Raw genomic sequence first — 21,317 nt, 5'->3', positions numbered from 1 at the left:
GCGTCCCCCTGGCTAGGTAAGCGAAAGTGCGTGAGGAAACGGCGCCCAGACGGCCAGCGCGCCGCCGAACGCCAGCGCGACGCCGTACGGCACGCCGCGCGTCGCCATCGGGTGCGCAGGCGCGACGCGACGCTGCCGTGCGAGGCCAGCGAGCATCGCAAGGCCGCACGCGGCGCCGCTCGCGCCGACGATCGTGAGCACCGGCAACGCGAGCGGCGGGCCGGCCCACAGGAACACAGCCGCGGCCAGCTTCACGTCGCCGCCGCCGAGCCAGCCCGCGTGACGCAGCGCGCCGAACACCACCAGCATCGCCGCGGCGGTCGCGACGTGGCCGGCGAATGGCGCAAGCCCTTCGCGCACGAGCGCCGCCGCGATCAAGTACAGCATCGCGAACGCCAGCACCGCGCGATTGGACACGCGCCGCTCGCGCAGGTCCTGCATCGCGATCGACACCAGCACGAGCGTGGCCGTCAGCTGTACGAGATAGAGCATCGGAGAGCCGTCCGTCGATGCGCCCCGGCTGGATACGTCGTACCGCTGCGGATCCGTGTATTCGTCGGCGGCGCGCGGGTTCAGGAGATCAGATCAGTGAGCTGACCTTGTTGATCAGCGATGTGAAGATGGCCTGCAGGCCTGATGTACCGCTCAGGTACGTGCCGACCGCCGCGAGTGCGACGACGATGATGCCGGCCAGCACCGCGTATTCGAGCGAACTGACGCCCCGTTCATCGCGCAACAAGGACTTGACGTATTGCAGCATGACTCCCTCCGTGTGACGGGGCCGGTGATCGACCTTGAATGTAAAGACGCTGCGTTGCTTCGGTGGCGGCGCATGGCGTTCGCCCATTCACGATTCATGCGGCGGCCCGTGCGTCGGGCCGCCCGCATCCCCCGGAATCCTTTCGATCGCTGCAACGCGCGTGTATGGCAACTGATTTGCCGCATTTCGCGCGTTTTGTTGCGTAGCCGCATTTGAGATGATGCGGATCACACCGATTCGTCTAGGGTATAGACAATTTTTTCGCGGATTTCAAATTATTTAGCGTCGGAGTGTATTTATGGACAGCACCCTTCAACAATGAAATTCAGGCACACCGCTTACCGCTTTCCCGCCCGCCAAGCAAGGCCTATCGGGGCGCGGCGTAAGAATGTCAACGATGGCGGGCATCATTGCGTTGGCGGATGATTCGATATTTTTTTGCCATTTTTTCCAAATTCACGGCAGTCGCCTCGGCAAATTTTAAAACGGCCATTCACGCTCGCTTTTCGGCAATCTTTTCGTGTCCGTCGATTTAACAGGGAAAATATTCCGTATTTCGCGTGCCGATCGGATTGCCGGATACCGCGGAGGAGTCGCTCAGCACGACGACACATATCGATCGTCATGATGCGCACTAAGGTTGTGACGATTCATCGGTTCCGGTTTTGCGCGGCCCCTGCTTGAATGGAGACCCGACCGACCCGACCCAGGAGACTCCCGATGTCCGACGTCCAGCATGCCGCTCACCCGTCATCGCATGCTTCGCACGCCGTTGCGCCGCACACGGCCGCCGCCCCGCTTCAGCTGCGCCAGGTCGCCGGCCGGATCGGCGCCGAGATCGCCGGCGTCCGGCTATCGAACACGCTCGACGACGCGACGTTCGACGCGATCCAGGCCGCGCTGCTGCGCCACAAGGTGCTGTTCTTCCGCAACCAGGAGCATCTCGACGACGCCGCGCAGGAAGCATTCGCGCGTCGCTTCGGCGACACCGTCGCGCATCCGACCGTGCCGCCGGCGGACGGCAGCGCGCAGCTGCTCGAACTCGATTCCGCGCATGGCGCGCGCGCCAACTCGTGGCACACCGACGTGACGTTCGTCGACGCGTACCCGAAGGTGTCGATCCTGCGCGCGGTCGTGATTCCGCCGTTCGGCGGCGACACGGTGTGGGCCAACACGGCGACCGCGTATGCGCACCTGCCGGAGCCGCTGCGCGCACTCGCCGACACGCTGTGGGCGCTGCACACGAACGCCTACGACTACGCGTCGACCCATGTGCACGCCGACGACACGCAACTGAAACGCTACCGCGAAGTGTTCACGTCGACCGTCTACGAAACAGAACACCCCGTCGTGCGCGTGCATCCGGAGACCGGCGAGCGCACGCTCGTGCTCGGGCATTTCGTGCAGAAGATCAAGGGGCTGTCGTCGCAGGATTCCGCGCATCTGCTGCAGGTGCTGCACGAACACGTGACGCGCCTCGAGAACACCGTGCGCTGGCGCTGGCAGCAAGGCGACGTCGCGATCTGGGACAACCGCGCGACGCAGCACTATGCGATCAACGATTACGGCGATGCGCGTCGCGTCGTGCGCCGCGCGACGGTTCACGGCGATGTGCCGGTGGGCATCGACGGCCGCCGCAGCGTCTTGCTGAAGGGGCCGGGGGTGGCGTTGCAGTGACGGGCGCTGCGCGCCGTGCGCGGCCTGCGGTGTCTGGCGCGGCTTTCGGCATTCCTGCATTTCTGACAGGACAATCCGGCTACGCGCCTCCCGCCACGGGCCGACGCGCCCCACACGCGCCGGCTCCCCCGCTTCACTCCAGCCACACCCCATCGAACCGATGCCCACCGAGCGGCGAGAACGTCACCCCGTGCACGCGCTTCGAAATCGGCAGCGACACGATCGACGTCGCGATCGGCGTGAACGGCACCTGATCCTTGAACACGACCTGCGCCTGCTCGTAAAGCGACGTGCGTTTCGCGACGTCCGCGTTCGTGCGCGCCGCGCCGACGAGCCGCTCGAAATCCGCATTGCACCACTTCGCGAGATTGCTGCCGTGCACCGCGTCGCAACCGAGCAGCGTGCCGAGCCAGTTGTCGGGGTCGCCGTTGTCGCCCGACCAGCCGTACAGGATCGCGTCGTGCTGCCCGTCGCGTTTCGCGCGGCGGTTGTATTCGCCCCATTCGTAGCTGACGATCTTCGCGCGCACGCCGATCTTCGCCCAGTCCTGCTGGATCAGTTGCGCCATCAGCTGCGCGTTCGGGTTGTACGGCCGCTGCACCGGCATCGCCCACAGCGTCAGGTCGAAGCCGTTCGGGAATCCCGCCTGCGCGAGAAGCGCCTTCGCGGCCGCCGGATCGCGCGGCGCGTCCTTCAGCCGCGGGTTGTACGACCATTGCGCGGGCGGCATCGGGTTCGTCGCGATCGTCGCGTCGCCGTTGAACACAGTCTTGATGATCGCCGTCTTGTCGATCGCGATGTCGAGCGCGCGCCGCACGTCGACGCGATCGAGCGGCGGATGCTGCGTGTTGTATGCGACGAAGCCGACGTTGAAACCGGTCCCCGAAAACAGCGTCAGCTTCGGATCGCGCCGCACCGTCTCCAGATCGGCCGGCCGCGGGAACACCGACACCTGGCACTCGCCGGCCGTGAGCTTCTGCAGGCGCGCGGCCGGGTCGGGCGTGATCGCGAACACGAGATGCGCGAGCTTCACGTCGTCCGGCTTCCAGTAGTCGGGGTTCGCGTCGTAGCGGATCACCGCGTCCTTCTGGTACGCACGCAGCTGGAACGGCCCGGTGCCGACCGGAAGCTGGTTGATGTCGGCCTCGCGGTGGCGTGCGGCCAGCTGCGACGCATATTCGGCTGACAGGATCGACGCGAACGCCATCGCGAGATTGCGCACGAACACGACGTCGGGCGACTTCAGCACGAAGCGCACCGTGTCGTCGTCGACCTTTTCGATGCGCTCGATGTTGCGGTCGAAACCGAGATCGCTGAAGTACGGGAAGCTGACCGGATAGGCCTTGCGAAACGGACTGTCGGCGTCGAGCATCCGGCCAAACGTGAACACGACGTCGTCGGCCTGGAACGGACGCGTCGGCTTGAACCACGCGGTCGTCTGGAACTTCACGCCGCGCCGCAGATGGAACGTGTAGACGCGCTGGTCGGACGACACGTCCCAGCTCGTCGCGAGCGACGGGACGAGATCGAGCGTGCCGCGCTTGAACTGCACGAGCCCGTTGTAGATCGTGTACGTGCTCGCGTCGAAATCGGTGCTGGTCGTGTGCTGGCCCGGATCGAAGCCGGCCGGGCTGCCTTCGCTGCAGTACACGAGCGTCTTGCCGGCCGGCGCGGCGAACGCGTGCGTGAATCCGCCGGCGAGCAGCAGTGACGCGGCCATGGCGCGCAACGTCACGACGGCAACGGATGGATGCCGCGCACGACGCGCGGCGGATGAGGCGAATGGAATCTTCATGGTGGCTCGGACAGGACGGTCATGCGAATGACGACCGCCGATCTTCGCGCGCCGCCCGCCGATCGCTTACCAATTAATTCCGCGTTGCTTATCGCGGCTGATGCATCCCGCTGCCGCTGCATCGGATCGTCCATGCGAGCGCCGCGCACGTTTCAGCGAACCTCGCAGCGACGGCCCACGCCACGCCGTGCGTCACCACAGTTCCTGCACCGCCGCGCGCCGCCTTCCGGCCCCGTGCAGGTTCTGCGGAATTGGCGCATCGTATCGGTTGGCCGACGCCGGCACCGGCGCGCGGGGATCCGCCCGGCGCGCACGCTCCGGCACGGCGCGCTGCCGGCGCGCCGCCCCTTCCTGGAGGACCCACGATGTCGATCAGCCCCGATACGCCCTCTCGTCCCGTGAAGTCGCCGGGCCCCGATCATCCGATCACGATCGAGCCGCATCCGTCGCGCGTCGTGGTCAGGGTGGCCGGCAAGACCGTCGCCGACACGCGCCGCGCGCTGGCGCTGCGCGAGGCCAGCTATCCGGCCGTGCTCTACATTCCGCGCGAGGATGCCGACATGTCGCTGCTGCAACGGACCGACCATGCGACGTACTGCCCATACAAGGGCGATTGTGCGTACTACTCGATCCCCGCCGGCGGCGAACGCGCGACCAACGCGGTGTGGACGTACGAGCATCCGAATCCGGCCGTCGAATCGATTCGCGCGCACCTCGCGTTCTATCCGGACCGCGTCGACGCGATCGAGGAAAGCCCGCTCGGCACCGATTGAGCGCGGCGGCGTGCTGCCGCCCCGTCGTTCACGTATCGTCCGGCCGCTGATTTGCATATGCGGATTCGTTGGTTGGCCGCCGGCCCGCGCGGCCGTATCGTCCTGAATCCGGCGCGGGTCGGCCGTGCGCATCGCCCGCAAACGGCTGCGTCCCGTGCTCCCGTGCCGATCGCGCCGCCCGCCCGCGCGCCCCGTGAACCCGCCATCAGGACGCCTCGATGAACGACACACCGCACGCAGAACTTGAAACTGCCCCGGCCAATCCGCGCCGCCGCCACTGGCTGCACGGCGCGGCCGCCGGGCTGGCCGGACTGGCGCTCGGCCCGCTCGCGGGCCTGCCCGCACGGGCCCAGGGCAGCGACAAGCGGCTGCGCATCGGCTTCCAGAAATACGGCAACTTCGTCGTGCTCAAGGCGCGCGGCACGCTCGAGAAACGGCTCGCGAGCCAGGGCGTGGCGGTGCAGTGGCTCGAATTCCCGGCCGGCCCGCAATTGCTCGAGGGGCTGAACGCCGGCGCGATCGACGTCGGCACCGTCGGCGAGACGCCGCCGATCTTCGCGCAGGCCGCCGGGGTCGATTTCGTCTATATCGGCAACGAACCGCCCGCGCCGCACGGCGAGGCGATCGTCGTGCTGCCCGATTCCCCGATCCGCGGCGTCGCGCAGCTGCGCGGCAAGAAGGTCGCGTTCAACAAGGGTTCGAACGTCCACTACCTGCTCGTGAAGGCGCTCGAACACGCGGGCCTCACGTATGCCGACATCCAGCCGGTCTATCTGACGCCCGCCGATGCCCGCGCCGCGTTCGTGCAGCGCAGCGTCGACGCGTGGGTGATCTGGGATCCGTATCTGGCGGCCGCTGAGCGGCAGCTCGGCGCGCGCGTGGTCGCGAACGGCGACGGGCTCGTGCGCAACACGCAGTACTACCTCGCCGCGCGCAAGTATGCGGCCGCGCAACCGCAGGTGCTGCGCACGCTGCTCGACGAAGTCGACGCGGTCGACCGCTGGGGACGCGACAATGTTCCGGAAGTCGCCGCGCAATTGTCGCCGCTCGTCGGCCTCGACGCGCCGACGCTCGAAATCGCGCTCAAGCGGGCCGGCTACGGCGTGCAGCCCATCACCGATGCGACGCTCGCGTATCAGCAGAAGATCGCCGATGCGTTCAGCACGCTGAAGCTGATTCCCGGCAAGGTGACGGTCGCCAACGCGCGCTGACGCCCCGCCGCTGCGACGCGTTACGGCGAACGCGTCGCGCCGATCCGCCGCCATTCGTCGTAATCGGTGACGAGGCCCGCCTCGTCCACCGCGATGTCGGCCGCATACGTGCCGCTCTCGTAGCGGTACACGCGTTCCGCCGTGCGCGCATAGCGCTGCTCGCCGCGCACGAGCTCGAACGCCGGGAAGCGCAGCCATGCGGTGTGGATGACGGCCGACGCGCCGACCGCCAGCCCCAGACGCCGGATCGGCAGCGTATTGGTCGATGGACTGAAGCCGAGATCGATGTCGGTCGCGCCCGCGAGTGCCGGCACGTCGGCGCCGTTGATCGTCCAGCGCCCCGCGTCGCATTCGATCTCGAGCTGCGTTGGCGGCGCCGCGCCGAGCCAGTGCGTCACGCGCACGGAACGCGTCAGCCAGTCGGCGCCGCACGCGATCGCATAGTCGACGCGAAACGGCGTGCCGTCGATCGCGCCCGCGACCGCCCCTGACAGATCGACGCCGTCACGCGTCTCGACGAGCCGGCACCATTCGCCCGCCTGCCAGGTCTGCGCGATCTGCCATGCGACGCATCGCGTGCGCGCCGCTTCGTCCCGTTGCGTCATGTCGTCTCCTGTCGAGCGAGCGAAGGCGATTTCCATTCATGCCGCCGATGCGCGCACGTGCCACCTCGCAAGCCCGACGGCGAACTCGAATCGACCTGCAAGGATCGCGATCAGAAACAGCAGCGGCCGGCGGCGTTACGCCGCCGACCGTCGCCCAATCACGCGCGCCGCATCACCACGCGTGCCGATAGATCGTCAGCGCATCGGCTTCCGTCACCTCGCGCGGATTGTTCACGAGCAGGCGCGTCTGCAACATCGCATCCGACGCCATGCGCGGCAGGTCGCTCTCGCCGATGCCGACCTCGCGCAGCGTGCGCGGGATGCCCGTCGCGACGATCAGCCGATCGATCTCGTCGATCAGCGCGTGCGTCCTCGCTTCGTCGCTGCCCGTCGCCGACGGCGCGACGATCGCCGCGAGCTGCGCATACAGCGGCGCGGCGGCCGATGCGTTGAAGCGCAGCACATGCGGCAGCACGAGCGCGTTCGACAACCCGTGCGGCACATGAAAAATGCCGCCGACCGGATAGGCCAGCGCATGCACGGCCGCGACCGGCGCGTTCGCGAAGGCCTGGCCGGCGAACATCGCGCCGACCAGCATCGCCTCGCGCGCGTGGCGATCGCCGCCGTCGTCGCACGCCTTCAGCAGGTTGCGCGACAGCAGCGTCAACGCCTGCACGGCCAGCATGTCGGACACCGGATTCTTCAGCCGCGACGACGTATAGGCCTCGATCGCATGCACCATCGCGTCGATGCCCGTCGCGGCCGTTGCCGCGCGCGGCAGCCCGAGCGTCAGCTCGGCGTCGAGGATCGCGACGTCCGCGAACAGGTGCGGCGACACGACGCCCATCTTGCGCGCCTCGCCGACCGTGACGATCGACACGGCCGTCACTTCGGAGCCGGTGCCGGCCGTGGTCGGCATCTGCACGAGCGGCAGCCGCGACGTTGCGACCTTGTCGACGCCGTACATGTCGGCCAGCGCCTGCCGCCCCGGCGCGAGCGCGGCGATCAGCTTCGCGACGTCCATCGACGAACCGCCGCCGAGGCCGAGCACGATCTCGGCGTCGGCCGCCACCGCCCGCGCGGTCGCGTCCAGCACCACGTGTTCGGGCGGATCGGCGATCACGTCGTCGATCACCGTCACCTGCCAGCCGTGCGCGGCGAGGCTCGCCAGCGCGGGCGCGAGCACGCCGCTGCGATGCAGGAACGCGTCGGTGACGACGCACAGTCGCGCGAGCGTCGGAAAGCGTTCGCGCAACAACGCGCCGAGCCGGCGCGCGGCGCCGAATTCGACGATCTGCGTCGGAACGGTACGGAATTGAAACGGGTTCATCGGGTGCCTCCCGGTGGCGTCGCCGTGCCGGTGTCCGGCTGCACCATGTAGCACGTCACGTCGCGGCGATCGAGCAACGGAATGATCGCGCCGACACCGATCCGCTGGAAATGCGGCGTTTCCCGATGCACGTCGAGGCCGTCGGCTTCGCGGTAACGCTCGAGGATCACGATGTGGTCAGGCTCGACCGGCGAGCGGAAGTACGCGTAGTCGAGGTTTTGCGGCTCGGCGCGCGTGAGCGGCGCGAGTTCCGCGAGCAGTTCGATCACGCGGTCGCCGTTGCCGGGTTTCGCGAAGAAATGGGCGATGACCTGCAGGTAGGGTTCGTTCATGCTGCGCTCCGTATTCGCCAGCGGCCCGTCAGGGCGGGACGTCATTCCACGATGCGCGGTCGCCGGTCGATACCGCTCATCGAACGGGGCGCCCGGCTGCCCGACACGGCGCCAGCACCTCGACGTCGCATTGTATTGAATCGGCGCGGCATGCGCAGCGCGTCGTCACGCGCCCCGCTGCCCCGGCCACTACCACGGCACCGTGCGCCCCTGGTAATCGAGGTATTCGAGCCCCGCGCGCCGCTGCTTGCCGATCAGCACGTTCACGAGGCTCGGCACGCTTTCGTCGATCGTCAGTCGCGCATCGGGGCCGCCGAGTTCCGTCCGAACCCAGCCCGGCGCCATCAGCACCATCGCGCGCGGCGTAGCGGCCTGGCGCGCCGCGAAGCTGCGCATGAACTGGTTCAGCGCGGCCTTGCTGCCGCGGTAGACCTCGCGCATGCCGCTCACGTTGTTCGCGACACTGCCCTGCCCCGACGACATCGCGCCGATCAGGCCGCCTTCGGGCACGAGATCGTGCAACGCCTCGATCACGCGCATCGGCGCCAGCGCGTTCGTGATCATCACGCGCACGAACTCGTCCGTCGTGACTTCGCCGATCGTTTCGTTCGGATCGTTGGTCGTGCCGGCATTCACGAACAGCATGTCGAAGCGCCGGCCCGACAGGCGTGCGCGCAACGCAGCCAGTTGGTCCGGCGCGCAGATGTCGAGCGTGTCGATTTCGAGCCGTTCGCCGAAGCGCTCGGCGAGTTCATGCAGCTTCGTGCGCCCCGACCCGGCGCGGACGGTGCCGGTGACATGCCAGCCCTTGTTCAGGAAGTGCTCCGCCATCGCGAGCCCGAGGCCGCGCGAGGCCGCGATGAGCAGGATCGAGGGTGTGCTGGCGTTCGATACAGTCGATTGCATGGTTCCACCTTTGCCGAAGTTCGTGATCCGGCCACTATAGGCGCGCACTCTCGCATGCACCAGACGCACCGAATTCAATCGATAGTTGCATCGAACGCCATGTTACCGCGCGCGATGTCGTATGCTGTCCGGATGGAAGACATCGACCTGAACCTCGTCACCGCGCTCGACGTGCTGCTCACCGAAGGGAGCGTGACCGGCGCCGCGCGCCGGCTCGGACTGAGCACCTCCGCGATGAGCCGCACGCTCACGCGCCTGCGCACCGCGACCGGCGATCCACTGCTCGTGCGCGCCGGACGCAAGCTCGTGCCGACGCCGCACGCGGCGGCACTGCGCGATCGCGTGCATGCCATCGCGGTCGATGCGCGTGCCGTGCTGCGGCCGGCGACGGCCGACATCGACATGACGACGCTGTCGTCCACGTTCACCATCCGCGCGGCCGCATCGTTCATGGACATGCTCGCCGGCCCGGTGGTCGCCGCGATCGGCGACATCGCCCCCGGCGTGCGCGTGCGTTTCGTCTCCAAGCCTGACCGCGATCCGGGGCCGCTGCGCGACGGCACGGTCGACCTGGAAATCGGCAAGCGCGGCGACGACGCGCCCGAACTGCACACGCGCGAGCTCTTTCACGACGGGCACGTCGCGGTGGCGCGCGCCGGGCATCCGCTGTTCGCGGCGGCCAGAATCACGCCCGCGCGCTACGCGGCCTGCCGTCATGTGATCGCAGCGCAACTCGGCGACTTCGGCGGCCCGACCAACGATACGGCCGACACGCCCGCCGTCACCCATACCGTGCAGGTCGTGGTGCCCGGCTATCCCGATGCGATGCGCGTCGCGGCCGGCACCGACCTGATTGCGCTCGTGCCGCGCTCGAGCCTCGGCAACGCGTTCACGCCGGGGCTCGTGGACGCGCTCGGGCTGCGCAGCTTCGCGATACCGGTCCGGCTGCCCGAAATTCTGATCTCCGCGCTATGGCATCCGCGCATGCACGGCGACCCCGTCCATCGCCGTCTGCGCGATGCCGTCATCGACGTGTGCCGGCGCGCGTATCCGGCGGCCCGCGCACCACGCGCGCCGGCGCGCGGCACGAAGCCTCGCACCGCCGGCTGAAGCGTCGCGAGCCGCGCGAAACGCTCGCGACGCAGGCAGCGGCCAGCCGACGATCCACAAGCTCGCCGCCGCGCACTCGGCGGCACGCATCCGGCGCCGCGTTCCCGGCCTCCCGCCCCTGCATCGCGCGCGGGCCGCGCCGCAGGGCCCATCGGCTAAAATGCCGCACTTTCCACCTTGTCCGGCCCGCTCGCCATGCAACCCGCTTCCCCCGCCCGATCCGCCGCCCACGGCGCCGCCGACACCGATCCGTCGCACGACCTCGTCTATGGCCCCAATGACCGGCCCGCGCCGATGGTCGCCTTCGTCGCCGCGCTGCAGCACCTGCTGGCGATCATCGTGCCGATCGTCACGCCCGGCCTGCTGATCTGCCAGGCGCTCGGCGTATCGAGCCGGGACACCACGCTCATCGTGTCGATGTCGCTCGTGATTTCCGGCATCGCCACCTTCGTGCAGTGCAAGCGCTTCGGCCCGCTGGGCGCCGGCCTGCTGATCGTGCAGGGCACCAGTTTCAACTTCGTCGGCCCGCTGATCGCCGGCGGCAGCGTGATGGTCAAGCAGGGCACGCCGGTCGAGACCGTGATGGCCGCGATCTTCGGCGTCGTGATCGCCGGTTCGTTCGTCGAGATGGCCGTGTCGCGCATCCTGCCGTTCGTGAAGCGCCTGATCACGCCGCTCGTCACCGGCATCGTCGTGCTGCTGATCGGCCTCACGCTGATCAAGGTCGGCCTCATCAGCATGGGCGGCGGCTACGGCGCGATGGCCAACGGCACGTTCGCGAGCGCGCAGAACCTGACGCTGTCGTGCGTCGTGCTCGGCACGATCATCCTGCTGAACCGCGTGCCGATCGTGTGGGTGCGCAGCACCGCGCTCGTGATCGCACTCGTGATCGGCTATGCCGCGGCCGCCGTGCTCGGCCGCCTCGACTTCACCGGCGTGCATCAGGCTGCGCTGTTCCAGGTCCCGACGCCGCTGCACTTCGGCATCGGCTTCTCGTGGTCGCTGTTCGTGCCGATGCTGATCATCTACCTCGTCACGTCGCTCGAAGCGATCGGGGACGTCACCGCCACCAGCAAGATTTCGAAGGAGCCAGTCGAAGGGCCGGTGTGGATGCGCCGGATCAAGGGCGGCGTGCTCGTGAACGGCGCGAACTCGCTGCTGGCCGGCGTGTTCAACACGTTCCCGAGCTCCGTGTTCGCGCAGAACAACGGCGTGATCCAGATCACCGGCGTCGCGAGCCGCCACGTCGGCATCTGGATCGCCGGCATGCTCGTGGTGCTCGGCCTGTTCCCGGTCGTCGCGGGCGCGCTGCAGGCCGTGCCGGAGCCCGTGCTCGGCGGTGCGGCGATGGTGATGTTCGGCGCGGTGGCCGCGTCGGGCATCAACATCCTGTCCGGCATCCACCTCGATCGCCGCGCGCTGCTGATCATCGCGGTGTCGCTCGCGCTCGGCCTCGGCGTATCTCAAGTGCCGGACATTCTGAACAGCCTGCCGCATGCACTGAAGAACGTGCTGGAATCGGGCGTCGCCACGGGCGGCATCTGTGCGCTCGTGATGAACTGGTTCCTGCCGGAACAGAAGTAACGCTGGCGGCTCCATGAAGACGCGACCCGGCGGGCGGGCCGCGTCGCGCTCGACGCTCCGGCTTGGCCGGGCGCTAGACACTCGCTAGAATCGGTCCATGCCCCAAGCTCCCCTCTCCACGAAGCCGCCGGAAGGCAGTGCCGTCCCGATCAAGGAACGGGCGACGATCGTCTGCTATCGCGATGAACAGGTCCTGCTCGTGGCGCGCGCGACGTCGCGCTGGGCGCTGCCGGGCGGCACCATCAAGCGCGGAGAAACGCCGCTCGAAGCCGCGCATCGGGAACTGCAGGAAGAGACCGGCATCACCGGCCAGGATCTCGTCTACTCGATGCAGTTCACCGGGCTCGCGAAGGTCCATCACGTGTTCTTCGCCGAAGTCGGCCCGGACCAGACGCCGCAAGCGAGCAACGAGATTCGGAAGTGCAAGTGGTTTCGCATCGACAGCGTCGACGGCGTGCGCGCGAGCATCCCGACGAAGCGCATCGTCGAGCTCGTCTACCGGCACGAACTCCTCAAGTAGGTAGACACCCCACCCCCAACGGCTCGCACGAGCCGATATGATGCGCCCACGGTCCGTCGTCGCGTTCCCTTCCGAGCCAGCTGCAGATGAACAGTGCGTACACCTATCGCGGATACACCATCGACGTCCGCTGCGAATTCCGGCTCGACGAACCGCGCGACCACGCGCCACCGCCCGACACGCTCCGGTTCGGGTTCGTCGCGGTCGTGCAGGTGCGCACGGCCGGCCGCGCGCCGCGTCTGCTCGCGCCGGTCCGCCTCGCGGACGATGGCGGCCGCCTGTTCGACAACACGCTCAATGCGTTGCGCGCAGGCCGGGCGGCCGGCGAAATCATCGTCGACGATCTGTTGGTCGATTGCGGCCCTGCCGACGGGCGCGCGCGTTCCTAAGCCGGTGATCGGCCTCGAACGTGCCGGGTGGGTCGGCCGGCGTGCCGGCGCTCAGTGCAGGCGCTTTCTTCGCAGTTCGTGCGTGGAATAGACGACGAGGAAGATACCCAGCATCGCGACGCCGGATGCAACGAAGTCGTTTGCGGTTCCCGCGCTGTTCAGCGATTTCGGGAAGATGCCGAGACTCAGTCCCGCGGCCGCCAGGAGCACCCCTGCCGCCACACCCCACACCGGTCCGGTGGTTTTTTCGATTGTGTTTTTCATACAGCACCCGTCTACGGTTATTGCCTGAACGGTGTCGGCGCATCGCACGTGCGCCTACCGTCCGTGCCTAGACTATAGCGAGGAAAAAATTCAAACGGGTTCGGTGCTTTTCCCCATCAAGTTTTTCGCGGAGGCATTCGGGCGGCGTCGCGCGGCGTCGCGGCTCGCTCCGGTTCGTCAGATGAATAGCGAAAATTCGGCCGCTCTCGAAGGGCTTTCCGCCCGTTGCATCGCCATTCGCAACCGGCCGGCAGCACTCCTTACGCTCCGACGCACAATTTACGGTTCGTTTCAAACCTGTCCACACTTTGGGCATTCCCGGCCGCTATGCTTCGTTGCATCCACAATCAGATTGGAGGGGGCAAAATCATGAACAACCATTTCTGGAAGGCCGCACTGTGTGCGGCCATGGTGCCGTTCGCGCTGGCAGGTTGCGGCGGCGGCGACGATGGCGGCGCGCAGACCGGCACGCTGCATGTCGCGATGACCGATGCACCTTCATGCGGATTCGACCACGTCTACGTGACCGTCTCGCAGGTTCGCGTCAATGCGAATACGAATGCTTCCGATAACGATGCCGGCTGGTCGACGATCACGCTGGCGACACCGCGCAAGATCGACCTGCTGTCGCTGACCAATGGCGTGCTCGCCGATATCGGCCAGACCGCGCTGCCGGCCGGCCAGTATCAGCAGATCCGCCTCGTTCTCGCGCCGAACCAGGGCAACAGCCTCGCGAACTCGGTCGTTCCGACCGGCGGCACCGAGCAGGCGCTTGCAACGCCGAGCGCGACGCAAAGCGGCTACAAGATCATCCAGCCATTCACGGTGCAAGCGAACACGCTCGTCGACCTCGTGCTCGACTTCAACGCGTGCAAGTCGATCGTTCAGCGCGGCAACGGCACGTATGCGCTGAAGCCGGTCGTCACCGCGATCCCGACCGTCGTGAGCGGCGCGATCTCCGGCTATGTCGCACCGGCCGAAGCTGGCGCGACCGTGTATGCGGAACAGGGTGGCAAGGTGGTCAGGGGCACCGTTGCCGACAGCACCGGGAAGTTCGTGCTGTCGCCGTTGATCCAGAGTTCGACGCAAGGTAACTACGACGTCGTGATCGTGCAGAACAACTTCGCGTCGGGCATCGTGCGCACGGTGCCGGTCGTGGTGAACACGACCACCGCCGTGTCGGCGTCGAACGCGCCGATCACGCTGCCGGCCTCGACGATGAGCTCGGTCAGCGGCACGGTGACGGCAAGCGCCGACGCGTTGGTGCGTGCATTGCAGACGGTCGATGCCCGCGCGTACGAGATCACGTCGATCAACGCGAACATGGACACGGGCGCCTATGCGCTGAACGTGCCCACGGCCGCACCGATCGTCGGTACGTACTCGGGCTCGCTGCCGGTCGCGCTGGCTGCGTCGCCGGCTGCCGCGGCACAATATACGATCGAGGCGGACGCGGCATCGGGCGCAACGCAATCGACGAACGTGAACGCCACGACGAGCCAGCCGAACATCAACTTCAGCTTCTGACGCACACGTCGGCAGCATTCAACGAAAGGGCCTCGCGGCCCTTTCCTTAATAACGGGAGAACGAAGTGAAGAAAGGGGTGATCGCACTGCTCGCCGCGGCGAGCGTGGTGGGCGCACTCGGTGGATGCGTCGCATACGTTCCGGGTCCGCCGGTCGTCGTCGCACCGCAGGGCGGCCCGGGCAACGGGTTCTGCCCGCCCGGACAGGCGAAGAAAGGCAATTGCTGAGTGTATGAGGCCCGCGGAAAGCGGGCCTTTTTCGTGGTGTTGACGCCGGTCAGGCCACACGGCTCACAACCGATAAACCCGCATCGCAGTGCCGGCGAAAAGCGCGTCGCGCTCGTCCTCGCCGGCGCCGGCGACGATCGCCGCATACGCGCGCCAGAGCGCCCCGTAGTCGGCATGGAGCCGGTCGACCGGGAAATTGGATGCGAACATGCAGCGTGTCGCGCCGAATACGTCGATCGCCTCCAGCACGTACGGACGGAAGCTTTCGACCGTCCAGCGATGGTCGAACATCGCGAGTCCGGAGAGCTTCATCGTCACGTTCGCACGCCGCGCGAGCCCGCGCAGTCCGTCGCGCCATTCGCGCCAGCCGTGCACGCTGGTTCGATCGACGAACATGCCCGTGTGATTGACGATCACGGGCGTGTCCGGATGCGCATCGATCACGGCGAGCGCCGCACCGACCTGAGCCGGGTACAGTTGCAGGTCGAACGACAACCGGAATTCGTCCAGCATTCCGAAGTTTTCGCGCCAGCGCGGTTCGGCTAGATAGTCGACGTCGACGTAGTTGTACCAGGGGTCCGGATGCCGGTTCAATACCTGCCGGATGCCGCGCACGTTCCGATGTGCCGCCGCGCCGGCGAGCCGGATGCGCGCGTCCGGCGCAAACAGGTCGACGCCCGCCACGATGCCGTCCGGCATCCCGCCGCTCGCCGGCGCATCGGCAAGCGCCTGTAGCCACTCGACTTCGCTCGGTGTCGTCCAGGCATCGTGGATCGCCTCCACGTGCACGACCTTCAGCACGTCGATATCCGCACCGGCGTCGGCGCGCAACTCCGCAGGCCCGTACCGCCGCGGCAAATCCGCGACCGCGCCGGAGAACGCCGGCTGTGCACGATCGAGCCAGCTGTAGCTGAGCATGTCCGCATCCCAGAAATGGACGTGGGGATCGACAATCTGCATGGTGGCTCCGTGAGTTCATGCGAATCGGTGATGGGCCGCAACGGTCGGCCGCACGCCGCGCGTTCGTCGATCGACGTCGCTCGGCATAGTGCGCGCTGCGCCCCAAAAAGCGCCGGGCTCATTCCAGATGAAACATCGGCTCCAGCGATTTCTCGACCGGACGCCCGTCCGGCCCGGTCGCCATCAGGTCGGCCATGTACGCCCACCAGCGACGCATCACGTCCGTTTCGGCCAGTTGCGCAATCCGATGACCTATCGGTCGCTTGAGCACGGCGAACAGATGATGGGTGTCTTCGTCGAGAAAGATCCAGTAGTCCGATATGCCCGCTGCACGAAGCGCGTCGGCCAGTTCCGGCCAGATCGCATCGTGCCGGCGCCGATATTCGTCTCGCTTGCCCGGGTGCAGGCGCATCCTGAAGGCGATCGTTTCCATGACCATGCCTTGTTGTTTCACTGCAGGTTCACGTACATGCCGCCGTCGACGAGCAGCGCGGCGCCATTCACGTAGCGCGCCATGTCGGACGCGAGAAACACGACACAGTCGGCGACGTCGTCAGGCTCGCCCAGGCGACCGAGCGGAATCCGGCGCTCGAAATACTCGGTCTTGCCGGGCGCCGCGAGATCGCTGTCGTTGATCTCGGTCCGGATCGTGCCCGGCAGCACCGAATTGCAGCGGATCCGATGCGGAGCGAGCGCGACCGCGCACGATTGCATCAGCGCATGGACGCCGGCCTTGGTCGGCGTGTAGTGCGTCTGCATGCCGCCGCCGACCAGCGCGCTGATCGAGCTGGTCGCGACGATCGCACCGCCGTGCCCTTGCGCGGCCATTTGTCGTGCGGCGGCCTGCGTCATGTAGAACGTGCCGTGCAGGTTCACTTCCATCGTTCTTTGCAGCAGATCGGGCGGCAAGTCCAGGAATCCGTGGAACGGACAGATTCCGGCGTTGCTCGCCAGCACGTCGATCCGGCCGAATCGTTCCACCGCCGCCGCGACCAGTGCGTGCGCCGTGTCCGGCTGCGCGATGTCGCCCGACACGGCGAGCGCGTCGCGCCCCGTCGCGCGGATCGCGTCGACGAGCGCGTCGATCTCGTGATCGGCCTGCGCGGGCAGCAGCGGGTTCGTCCAGTAGTTGATCACGATGTCGGCGCCATGCCGCGCAGACGCCAGCGCGATCGCGCGGCCGATCCCGCGCGATCCGCCCGTCACGACGACGATCCTGTCTTCAAGCAACTTCGTCATTACGCCCCCTCCGTACGCTCAGTGTTCATACGGGCGTTGCATGCGCACGTCCGGGTTCAGGCGCACGCCGAAGCCGGCGGTGTCCGGCACCTTCATCCGCCCGCCGACCGGCACCGGTTCGTCGAGCAGCAGCGGATCGAACATCGGCACGACGCGGTCCGCCTGCGGCGCCATCATCAGGAATTCGGCGAACGGGCTGTTGTGCCGCGTCGCGACGAAGTGATAGCTGTAGACCGACGACCCGTGCGGAATCACCAGCACGCCGCGCGCGTCGGCGAGCGCCGAGATGCGCATTAGCTCGGTGAGCCCGCCGCACCAGCCCACGTCCGGCTGAATGATGTCGCAGCACTCCATCTCCAGCAGCATCCGGAAGCCCCAGCGGGTCGCCTCGTGCTCGCCGGTCGTGACGAGCATGCCGCGCGGCACATCGCGGCGCAGCTTCGCATAGCCCCAGTAGTCGTCCGGCGGCAGGCATTCCTCGATCCATTTCAGACCGAGCGCGTGCGCACCGTGCGCGAGCCGTGTCGCATACGGCACGTCGAGACTCATCCAGCAGTCGAGCATCAGCCAGAAATCGTCGCCGACGCGCGAGCGCATGTCGGCGAGCGCATCGAGATTGCGGCGCAGACCGGCGTCCCCCTCGGCAGGGCCGTGATGCAGCGGCAGCTTGCCGCCGATGAAGCCCATTTCCTTCGCGAGATCCGGCCGTGCGCCGGTTGCGTAAAACTCGAGCTCATCGCGCACCTTGCCGCCGAGCAACTGGTGCACGGGCTCTTGCCGCACTTTGCCGAGCAGATCCCACAGCGCAAGATCGACGCCGGAAATCGCATTGAGCACGACACCCTTGCGCCCGTAGTACAGCGTCGCGTAGAACATCTGATCCCACATCTTTTCGATATCGGTCACGCGCTGCCCTTCGATGAAGCGCGCGAGATGCCGCTCGACGATGAACGCGCCGATCTCGCCGCCGGTCGTCACGGCAAAGCCGACCGTTCCATCACTGGCCTCGATTTCGATCACGAGCGTGCCGAGCACGTTGATGCCGAACGACTGGCGGCTCTGCCGGTATTCGGGATAGCGCGACATCGGCGTCGCAATGTGGTCGTCGATCCAGTGACCGGCATCCTGATCGTGGTAGTCGGCACCGCCACCACGCACCGTCAGCGCGCGGACTGCGCGTATCGTCGGCATGCTCATTCTTCGGGTTCCTTGGTTGGGTCATCGAGTGCGGAGGCCGCTCGTGCGCGTCATGCGCACGGATGGCGGCGGAAAATCGCAACGTCGTTCCGCGCGGTGGTAGCGTCAGCGTGCCCAGCGCAGCACCAGCGCATCGAGCCGTCGCGCAATTTCGATCAGGCCCGCGCGCGTCGCCGGATGCAGCGGCGCGAGCGGACGGCGCGGCGCGTCCGACGCGATCACGCCGCCCTCCTTCATCAGCGCCTTCGCCGCCAGCAGGCCGGCCTGACGGTTCTCGTAATTGATCAACGGCAGCCATCGCTCGTACCCGGCGACCGCCTCGTCGCGCCGCCCGGCAAGATACGCGGCGAGAATCGGCCGCAGCCCGTCCGGATAACCGCCGCCGAGGATGCTGCCGGTCGCCCCCGCATCGAGATCGGCGAGCAGCGTGATCGCTTCCTCGCCGTCGAATGGCCCCTCGATCGCGTCGCCGCCGAGCGCGATCAGCTCGCGCAGCTTCGACGCCGACTGCGGCACCTCTATCTTGAAATAGCGCAGATTCGGAATCGTGTGAGCGATGCGTGCCAGAAACGCGGCCGATACCTGCGTGCCGCTCATCGGCGCGTCCTGATACATGATCGGGATCGCGATCGCGTCCGAGAGCTCCGCGTAGAACTGCTCGATCGCGGCTTCGCCGCAACGAATCGTCGCGCCGTGGTACGGCGGCATCACCATCACCATCGCCGCACCGGCCGCCTGCGCGGCGCGACTGCGCGCCGCGCAGATTGTCGGATTGAAATGCGTGGTCGTCACGATCACCGGTACGCGTCCCGCCACGTGTTCGAGGATCGCCGCGATGAGCCGCTCGCGCTCTTCGTCGGTCAACGAAAACTGCTCCGAGTAGTTCGCCAGGATGCAAAGGCCGTCCGCTCCCGCATCGATGATGAAGTCGATACAGCGCTTCTGGCCCGGCATATCGATCTCGCCCGACTCGGTGAAGATCGTCGGCGCGACGGAAAACGCGCCCGTATAACGGCGGTGAATCGGCGTAGGCAGGCTCATCTCGAATTCCTGTTTATGATAAGTTATCCAAACTGTATGGCGCGGCGCTCGTGCGCCGATACCGCTATAAAGCACACGTCACACCCGGCCGTACCGGCCCCGCAGCCCGTCCGTCACGCCGCAATAGATCGCCTTCAGCTTCACGCGCTTGTTGCGCGCATGCAGCAGCACGAACGCGACGTGCTTGAGCGTAATGAGATTGATCAGCAGCATGGCCGGATAGCGCCGCCAGTAGTCGCGGGCAACCAGGATGCAGTTGCGCGCCGCATAGTAGTGGCGCAGCGCGCTCTGATCGAATATCTCGACGCGCGGCCAGTGCTGCTGCGCGGACGGACTGCCGAGCTCGTGAGGCAGCGACACGTCGGCGTTGACGCGCACCGGCACGCCGTGCGCCTGCGCGCGCATGCAGTATTCCGCGTCGACGTGGTCGATGAAGAAGTCCTCGCGGAAGCGGCCAAGCGCGCGATACGCGTCGAGCGAAATCGCGGTGCCCGACGAGATGATGACCGAGCACGACAGCAGGCCATGCGCGCCGCCGTGGATCGGCGTGATCTGCGCCGACCAGCGGCGCACCGTGAACAACGGCAGATCGCGCTGAAAATTGCGGTTGAAGATCCGCGGGCCGACCAGGAAGCGGCTGTCGCCCACCCGCGCGCAGCCGGACAGCATTCGATCGAAATAGTCGTCCGGAACGTGCGAATCCTGATCGAAGATGAAGAAGACGTCGCAGCCGCGGCCGATCAGGAATTCGACGCCGGCGTTGAACGCACCGGCGATTCCGCCGCGATTGTGATTCGCGATCACGTCGACGCCGCCTTCGGCGAGCCGTGCGTACAGCGCGCGATCGGCAACGGGCGAATTATCGACCGCGACGACGACGGGGCTTTTCGCGGGCAAGGTCAGCAAATGCGCGATCTGCGCCGCGGACGGCTTGTACAGCGTGACCAACGTACCGTGTGTCATGACGGCACCTCGTGACGATCAAGTAGCGATGCGCCGCGCCGGTCGATCCGGGCGGCCCGTCCTCCTTTGCACGACTGCTTGTCTCGTCGACCGGCCGTTCCTGCCCGTTCTCGTGCCGCACGCGGTCATCTCACGCGCTGCAGCCGGTCTTTCTCTATTTTGCGTACAGCTTGACGACGCTCGCCTGAACGACGCGCGTGATCTCCTCCATCCGCCAGCGGATATGCGTGTCGGTCAGCGCCGCGCAACGCGCCGCATCGCGTTCGGCAAGCGCGTCGAGAATCTCGAGATGCTCGGTGAACGCCTCGTTGCGCCGCTGATCGACATCGACCCACCGCACGTAGTGAATCCGCGCGTTGATCCCTTGAAGCACCCGGCCGATCTCGGCATTGCCCGACAACGCGGCAAGCTCCAGATGAAACTGCTCGTCCTTGACGACCAGCTCGGACGACGGCATTCGCGCGGCATTCTTCATCACCTGCTTCCAGAAGCGCCGCAGCGCCTTGATGTCGTTGTCCGACGCGCGCTCGCATGCGAGCGTCACCGCGGTCGACTCGATCGAGCGGCGCAATTCGAACAGATCGAACACATCCTTCCCCTCCAGTTGCCGAATGAAGAAACCGCGGTTCGGCACGAACACCAGCAGGTTTTCGGCCACGAGCCGGTTCAGTGCCTCGCGAATCGGCGTGCGACTCACGTTGAAGCGCTCGGCGAGTTCCAGCTCGTTGAACCGCTCGCCCGGTCGAATCTTGTAGAGCACAGCCATCTGTTTCAGCTGCTCGTAAATCTCGTTGACCGTGAGGCCCGTGCGCATCGGCGCCGCGGTCTCCCGGCCGGCCATAACGGAAGTCGACATCTCGTCTCCTGGTTCCACCTGTTGTCACGCGCGTCATTATCCATCGGCGAT

General features: G+C 67.0%; 23 protein-coding genes. 8 read left to right on the top strand and 15 right to left on the bottom strand.

Features of this window, described 5'->3' with window-relative positions; translation table 11 throughout:
* Positions 1–12: 12 nt before the first annotated feature.
* Positions 13–492: an A24 family peptidase gene (locus BAMB_RS17230; protein ID WP_011658446.1), complete on the bottom strand. Its 480-nt coding sequence runs from the start codon at positions 490–492 to the stop codon at positions 13–15.
* Between the two features lie 88 nt (positions 493–580).
* Positions 581–760 carry a Flp family type IVb pilin gene (locus BAMB_RS17225; protein WP_011658445.1) on the bottom strand — a complete coding sequence of 60 codons (180 nt, stop codon included), beginning with the start codon at positions 758–760 and terminating at the stop codon, positions 581–583.
* 720 nt (positions 761–1,480) lie between these two features.
* On the opposite strand from BAMB_RS17225, the gene BAMB_RS17220 reads away from it, so the two are divergent.
* Positions 1,481–2,437, top strand: coding sequence for a TauD/TfdA dioxygenase family protein (locus BAMB_RS17220; RefSeq protein ID WP_011658444.1), 957 nt, complete (start codon positions 1,481–1,483; stop codon positions 2,435–2,437).
* 133 nt (positions 2,438–2,570) lie between these two features.
* Here the strand turns inward: BAMB_RS17220 and BAMB_RS17215 are convergent, their stop codons facing one another.
* Positions 2,571–4,232: an ABC transporter substrate-binding protein gene (locus BAMB_RS17215; protein ID WP_082089638.1), complete on the bottom strand. Its 1,662-nt coding sequence runs from the start codon at positions 4,230–4,232 to the stop codon at positions 2,571–2,573.
* A gap of 365 nt (positions 4,233–4,597) precedes the next feature.
* Here BAMB_RS17215 and BAMB_RS17210 point away from each other — a divergent pair, with 365 nt between their 5' ends.
* Positions 4,598–5,005: a DUF427 domain-containing protein gene (locus tag BAMB_RS17210; protein ID WP_011658442.1), complete on the top strand. Its 408-nt coding sequence runs from the start codon at positions 4,598–4,600 to the stop codon at positions 5,003–5,005.
* Between the two features lie 218 nt (positions 5,006–5,223).
* On the top strand, positions 5,224–6,216 hold the full coding sequence (locus tag BAMB_RS17205) for a sulfonate ABC transporter substrate-binding protein (RefSeq protein WP_011658441.1): 993 nt from the start codon (positions 5,224–5,226) through the stop codon (positions 6,214–6,216).
* Positions 6,217–6,236: 20 nt separating this feature from the next.
* Here BAMB_RS17205 and BAMB_RS17200 read toward each other — a convergent pair whose 3' ends face one another.
* From BAMB_RS17200 to BAMB_RS17185, 4 genes are all read right to left on the bottom strand, one after another.
* Positions 6,237–6,821, bottom strand: coding sequence for a putative glycolipid-binding domain-containing protein (locus BAMB_RS17200; protein ID WP_011658440.1), 585 nt, complete (start codon positions 6,819–6,821; stop codon positions 6,237–6,239).
* 172 nt (positions 6,822–6,993) lie between these two features.
* The gene (locus tag BAMB_RS17195; RefSeq protein WP_011658439.1) at positions 6,994–8,151 is read right to left on the bottom strand and encodes an iron-containing alcohol dehydrogenase; all 1,158 of its coding nucleotides are present in this window, start codon (positions 8,149–8,151) and stop codon (positions 6,994–6,996) included.
* Positions 8,148–8,483, bottom strand: coding sequence for a putative quinol monooxygenase (locus BAMB_RS17190; RefSeq protein ID WP_011658438.1), 336 nt, complete (start codon positions 8,481–8,483; stop codon positions 8,148–8,150). Before BAMB_RS17190 ends, BAMB_RS17195 begins: the two co-directional genes overlap by 4 nt.
* A gap of 189 nt (positions 8,484–8,672) precedes the next feature.
* The gene (locus BAMB_RS17185) at positions 8,673–9,389 is read right to left on the bottom strand and encodes an SDR family oxidoreductase (RefSeq protein ID WP_011658437.1); all 717 of its coding nucleotides are present in this window, start codon (positions 9,387–9,389) and stop codon (positions 8,673–8,675) included.
* 132 nt (positions 9,390–9,521) lie between these two features.
* Here BAMB_RS17185 and BAMB_RS17180 point away from each other — a divergent pair, with 132 nt between their 5' ends.
* The 4 genes from BAMB_RS17180 (at position 9,522) to BAMB_RS17165 (ending at position 12,992) form a co-directional block, all read left to right on the top strand.
* On the top strand, positions 9,522–10,499 hold the full coding sequence (locus tag BAMB_RS17180; RefSeq protein ID WP_011658436.1) for a LysR family transcriptional regulator: 978 nt from the start codon (positions 9,522–9,524) through the stop codon (positions 10,497–10,499).
* A 195-nt stretch (positions 10,500–10,694) separates the two neighbouring features.
* On the top strand, positions 10,695–12,083 hold the full coding sequence (locus BAMB_RS17175; RefSeq protein WP_011658435.1) for a nucleobase:cation symporter-2 family protein: 1,389 nt from the start codon (positions 10,695–10,697) through the stop codon (positions 12,081–12,083).
* Positions 12,084–12,180: 97 nt separating this feature from the next.
* A complete protein-coding gene (locus BAMB_RS17170) occupies positions 12,181–12,603 on the top strand; it encodes an NUDIX hydrolase (protein ID WP_011658434.1) in 423 nt (140 codons plus the stop codon).
* 86 nt (positions 12,604–12,689) lie between these two features.
* Positions 12,690–12,992, top strand: a complete 303-nt coding sequence (locus tag BAMB_RS17165) for a hypothetical protein (RefSeq protein ID WP_011658433.1) — start codon at positions 12,690–12,692, stop codon at positions 12,990–12,992.
* 51 nt (positions 12,993–13,043) lie between these two features.
* Here the strand turns inward: BAMB_RS17165 and BAMB_RS17160 are convergent, their stop codons facing one another.
* The gene (locus BAMB_RS17160) at positions 13,044–13,256 is read right to left on the bottom strand and encodes a hypothetical protein (protein ID WP_006758227.1); all 213 of its coding nucleotides are present in this window, start codon (positions 13,254–13,256) and stop codon (positions 13,044–13,046) included.
* Between the two features lie 369 nt (positions 13,257–13,625).
* Here BAMB_RS17160 and BAMB_RS17155 point away from each other — a divergent pair, with 369 nt between their 5' ends.
* Positions 13,626–14,783, top strand: a complete 1,158-nt coding sequence (locus tag BAMB_RS17155; RefSeq protein WP_011658432.1) for a DUF4382 domain-containing protein — start codon at positions 13,626–13,628, stop codon at positions 14,781–14,783.
* 290 nt (positions 14,784–15,073) lie between these two features.
* On the opposite strand, the gene BAMB_RS17145 is transcribed toward BAMB_RS17155, so the two are convergent.
* From BAMB_RS17145 to BAMB_RS17115, 7 genes are all read right to left on the bottom strand, one after another.
* Positions 15,074–15,970 carry an amidohydrolase family protein gene (locus BAMB_RS17145; protein WP_011658431.1) on the bottom strand — a complete coding sequence of 299 codons (897 nt, stop codon included), beginning with the start codon at positions 15,968–15,970 and terminating at the stop codon, positions 15,074–15,076.
* Between the two features lie 118 nt (positions 15,971–16,088).
* The gene (gene rhaM / locus BAMB_RS17140; protein ID WP_041491427.1) at positions 16,089–16,403 is read right to left on the bottom strand and encodes an L-rhamnose mutarotase; all 315 of its coding nucleotides are present in this window, start codon (positions 16,401–16,403) and stop codon (positions 16,089–16,091) included.
* Between the two features lie 17 nt (positions 16,404–16,420).
* The gene (locus tag BAMB_RS17135; protein WP_011658429.1) at positions 16,421–17,209 is read right to left on the bottom strand and encodes an L-rhamnose 1-dehydrogenase Lra1; all 789 of its coding nucleotides are present in this window, start codon (positions 17,207–17,209) and stop codon (positions 16,421–16,423) included.
* Between the two features lie 18 nt (positions 17,210–17,227).
* Complete coding sequence (rhmD, locus tag BAMB_RS17130; RefSeq protein WP_011658428.1) at positions 17,228–18,406, bottom strand: L-rhamnonate dehydratase; 1,179 nt, start codon at positions 18,404–18,406, stop codon at positions 17,228–17,230.
* A gap of 105 nt (positions 18,407–18,511) precedes the next feature.
* Positions 18,512–19,447, bottom strand: a complete 936-nt coding sequence (locus tag BAMB_RS17125; RefSeq protein ID WP_011658427.1) for a dihydrodipicolinate synthase family protein — start codon at positions 19,445–19,447, stop codon at positions 18,512–18,514.
* Between the two features lie 78 nt (positions 19,448–19,525).
* The gene (locus tag BAMB_RS17120) at positions 19,526–20,410 is read right to left on the bottom strand and encodes a glycosyltransferase family 2 protein (protein ID WP_011658426.1); all 885 of its coding nucleotides are present in this window, start codon (positions 20,408–20,410) and stop codon (positions 19,526–19,528) included.
* Between the two features lie 154 nt (positions 20,411–20,564).
* Positions 20,565–21,266: a GntR family transcriptional regulator gene (locus BAMB_RS17115; protein WP_011658425.1), complete on the bottom strand. Its 702-nt coding sequence runs from the start codon at positions 21,264–21,266 to the stop codon at positions 20,565–20,567.
* Positions 21,267–21,317: the final 51 nt, after the last annotated feature.

It is taken from the genome of Burkholderia ambifaria AMMD, assembly GCF_000203915.1.
In the GTDB taxonomy this organism is placed as follows: Bacteria; Pseudomonadota; Gammaproteobacteria; order Burkholderiales; family Burkholderiaceae; genus Burkholderia; species Burkholderia ambifaria.
Note: the sequence above shows the minus strand (reverse complement) of the source record. Positions and strands in the feature narration are given on the sequence as shown.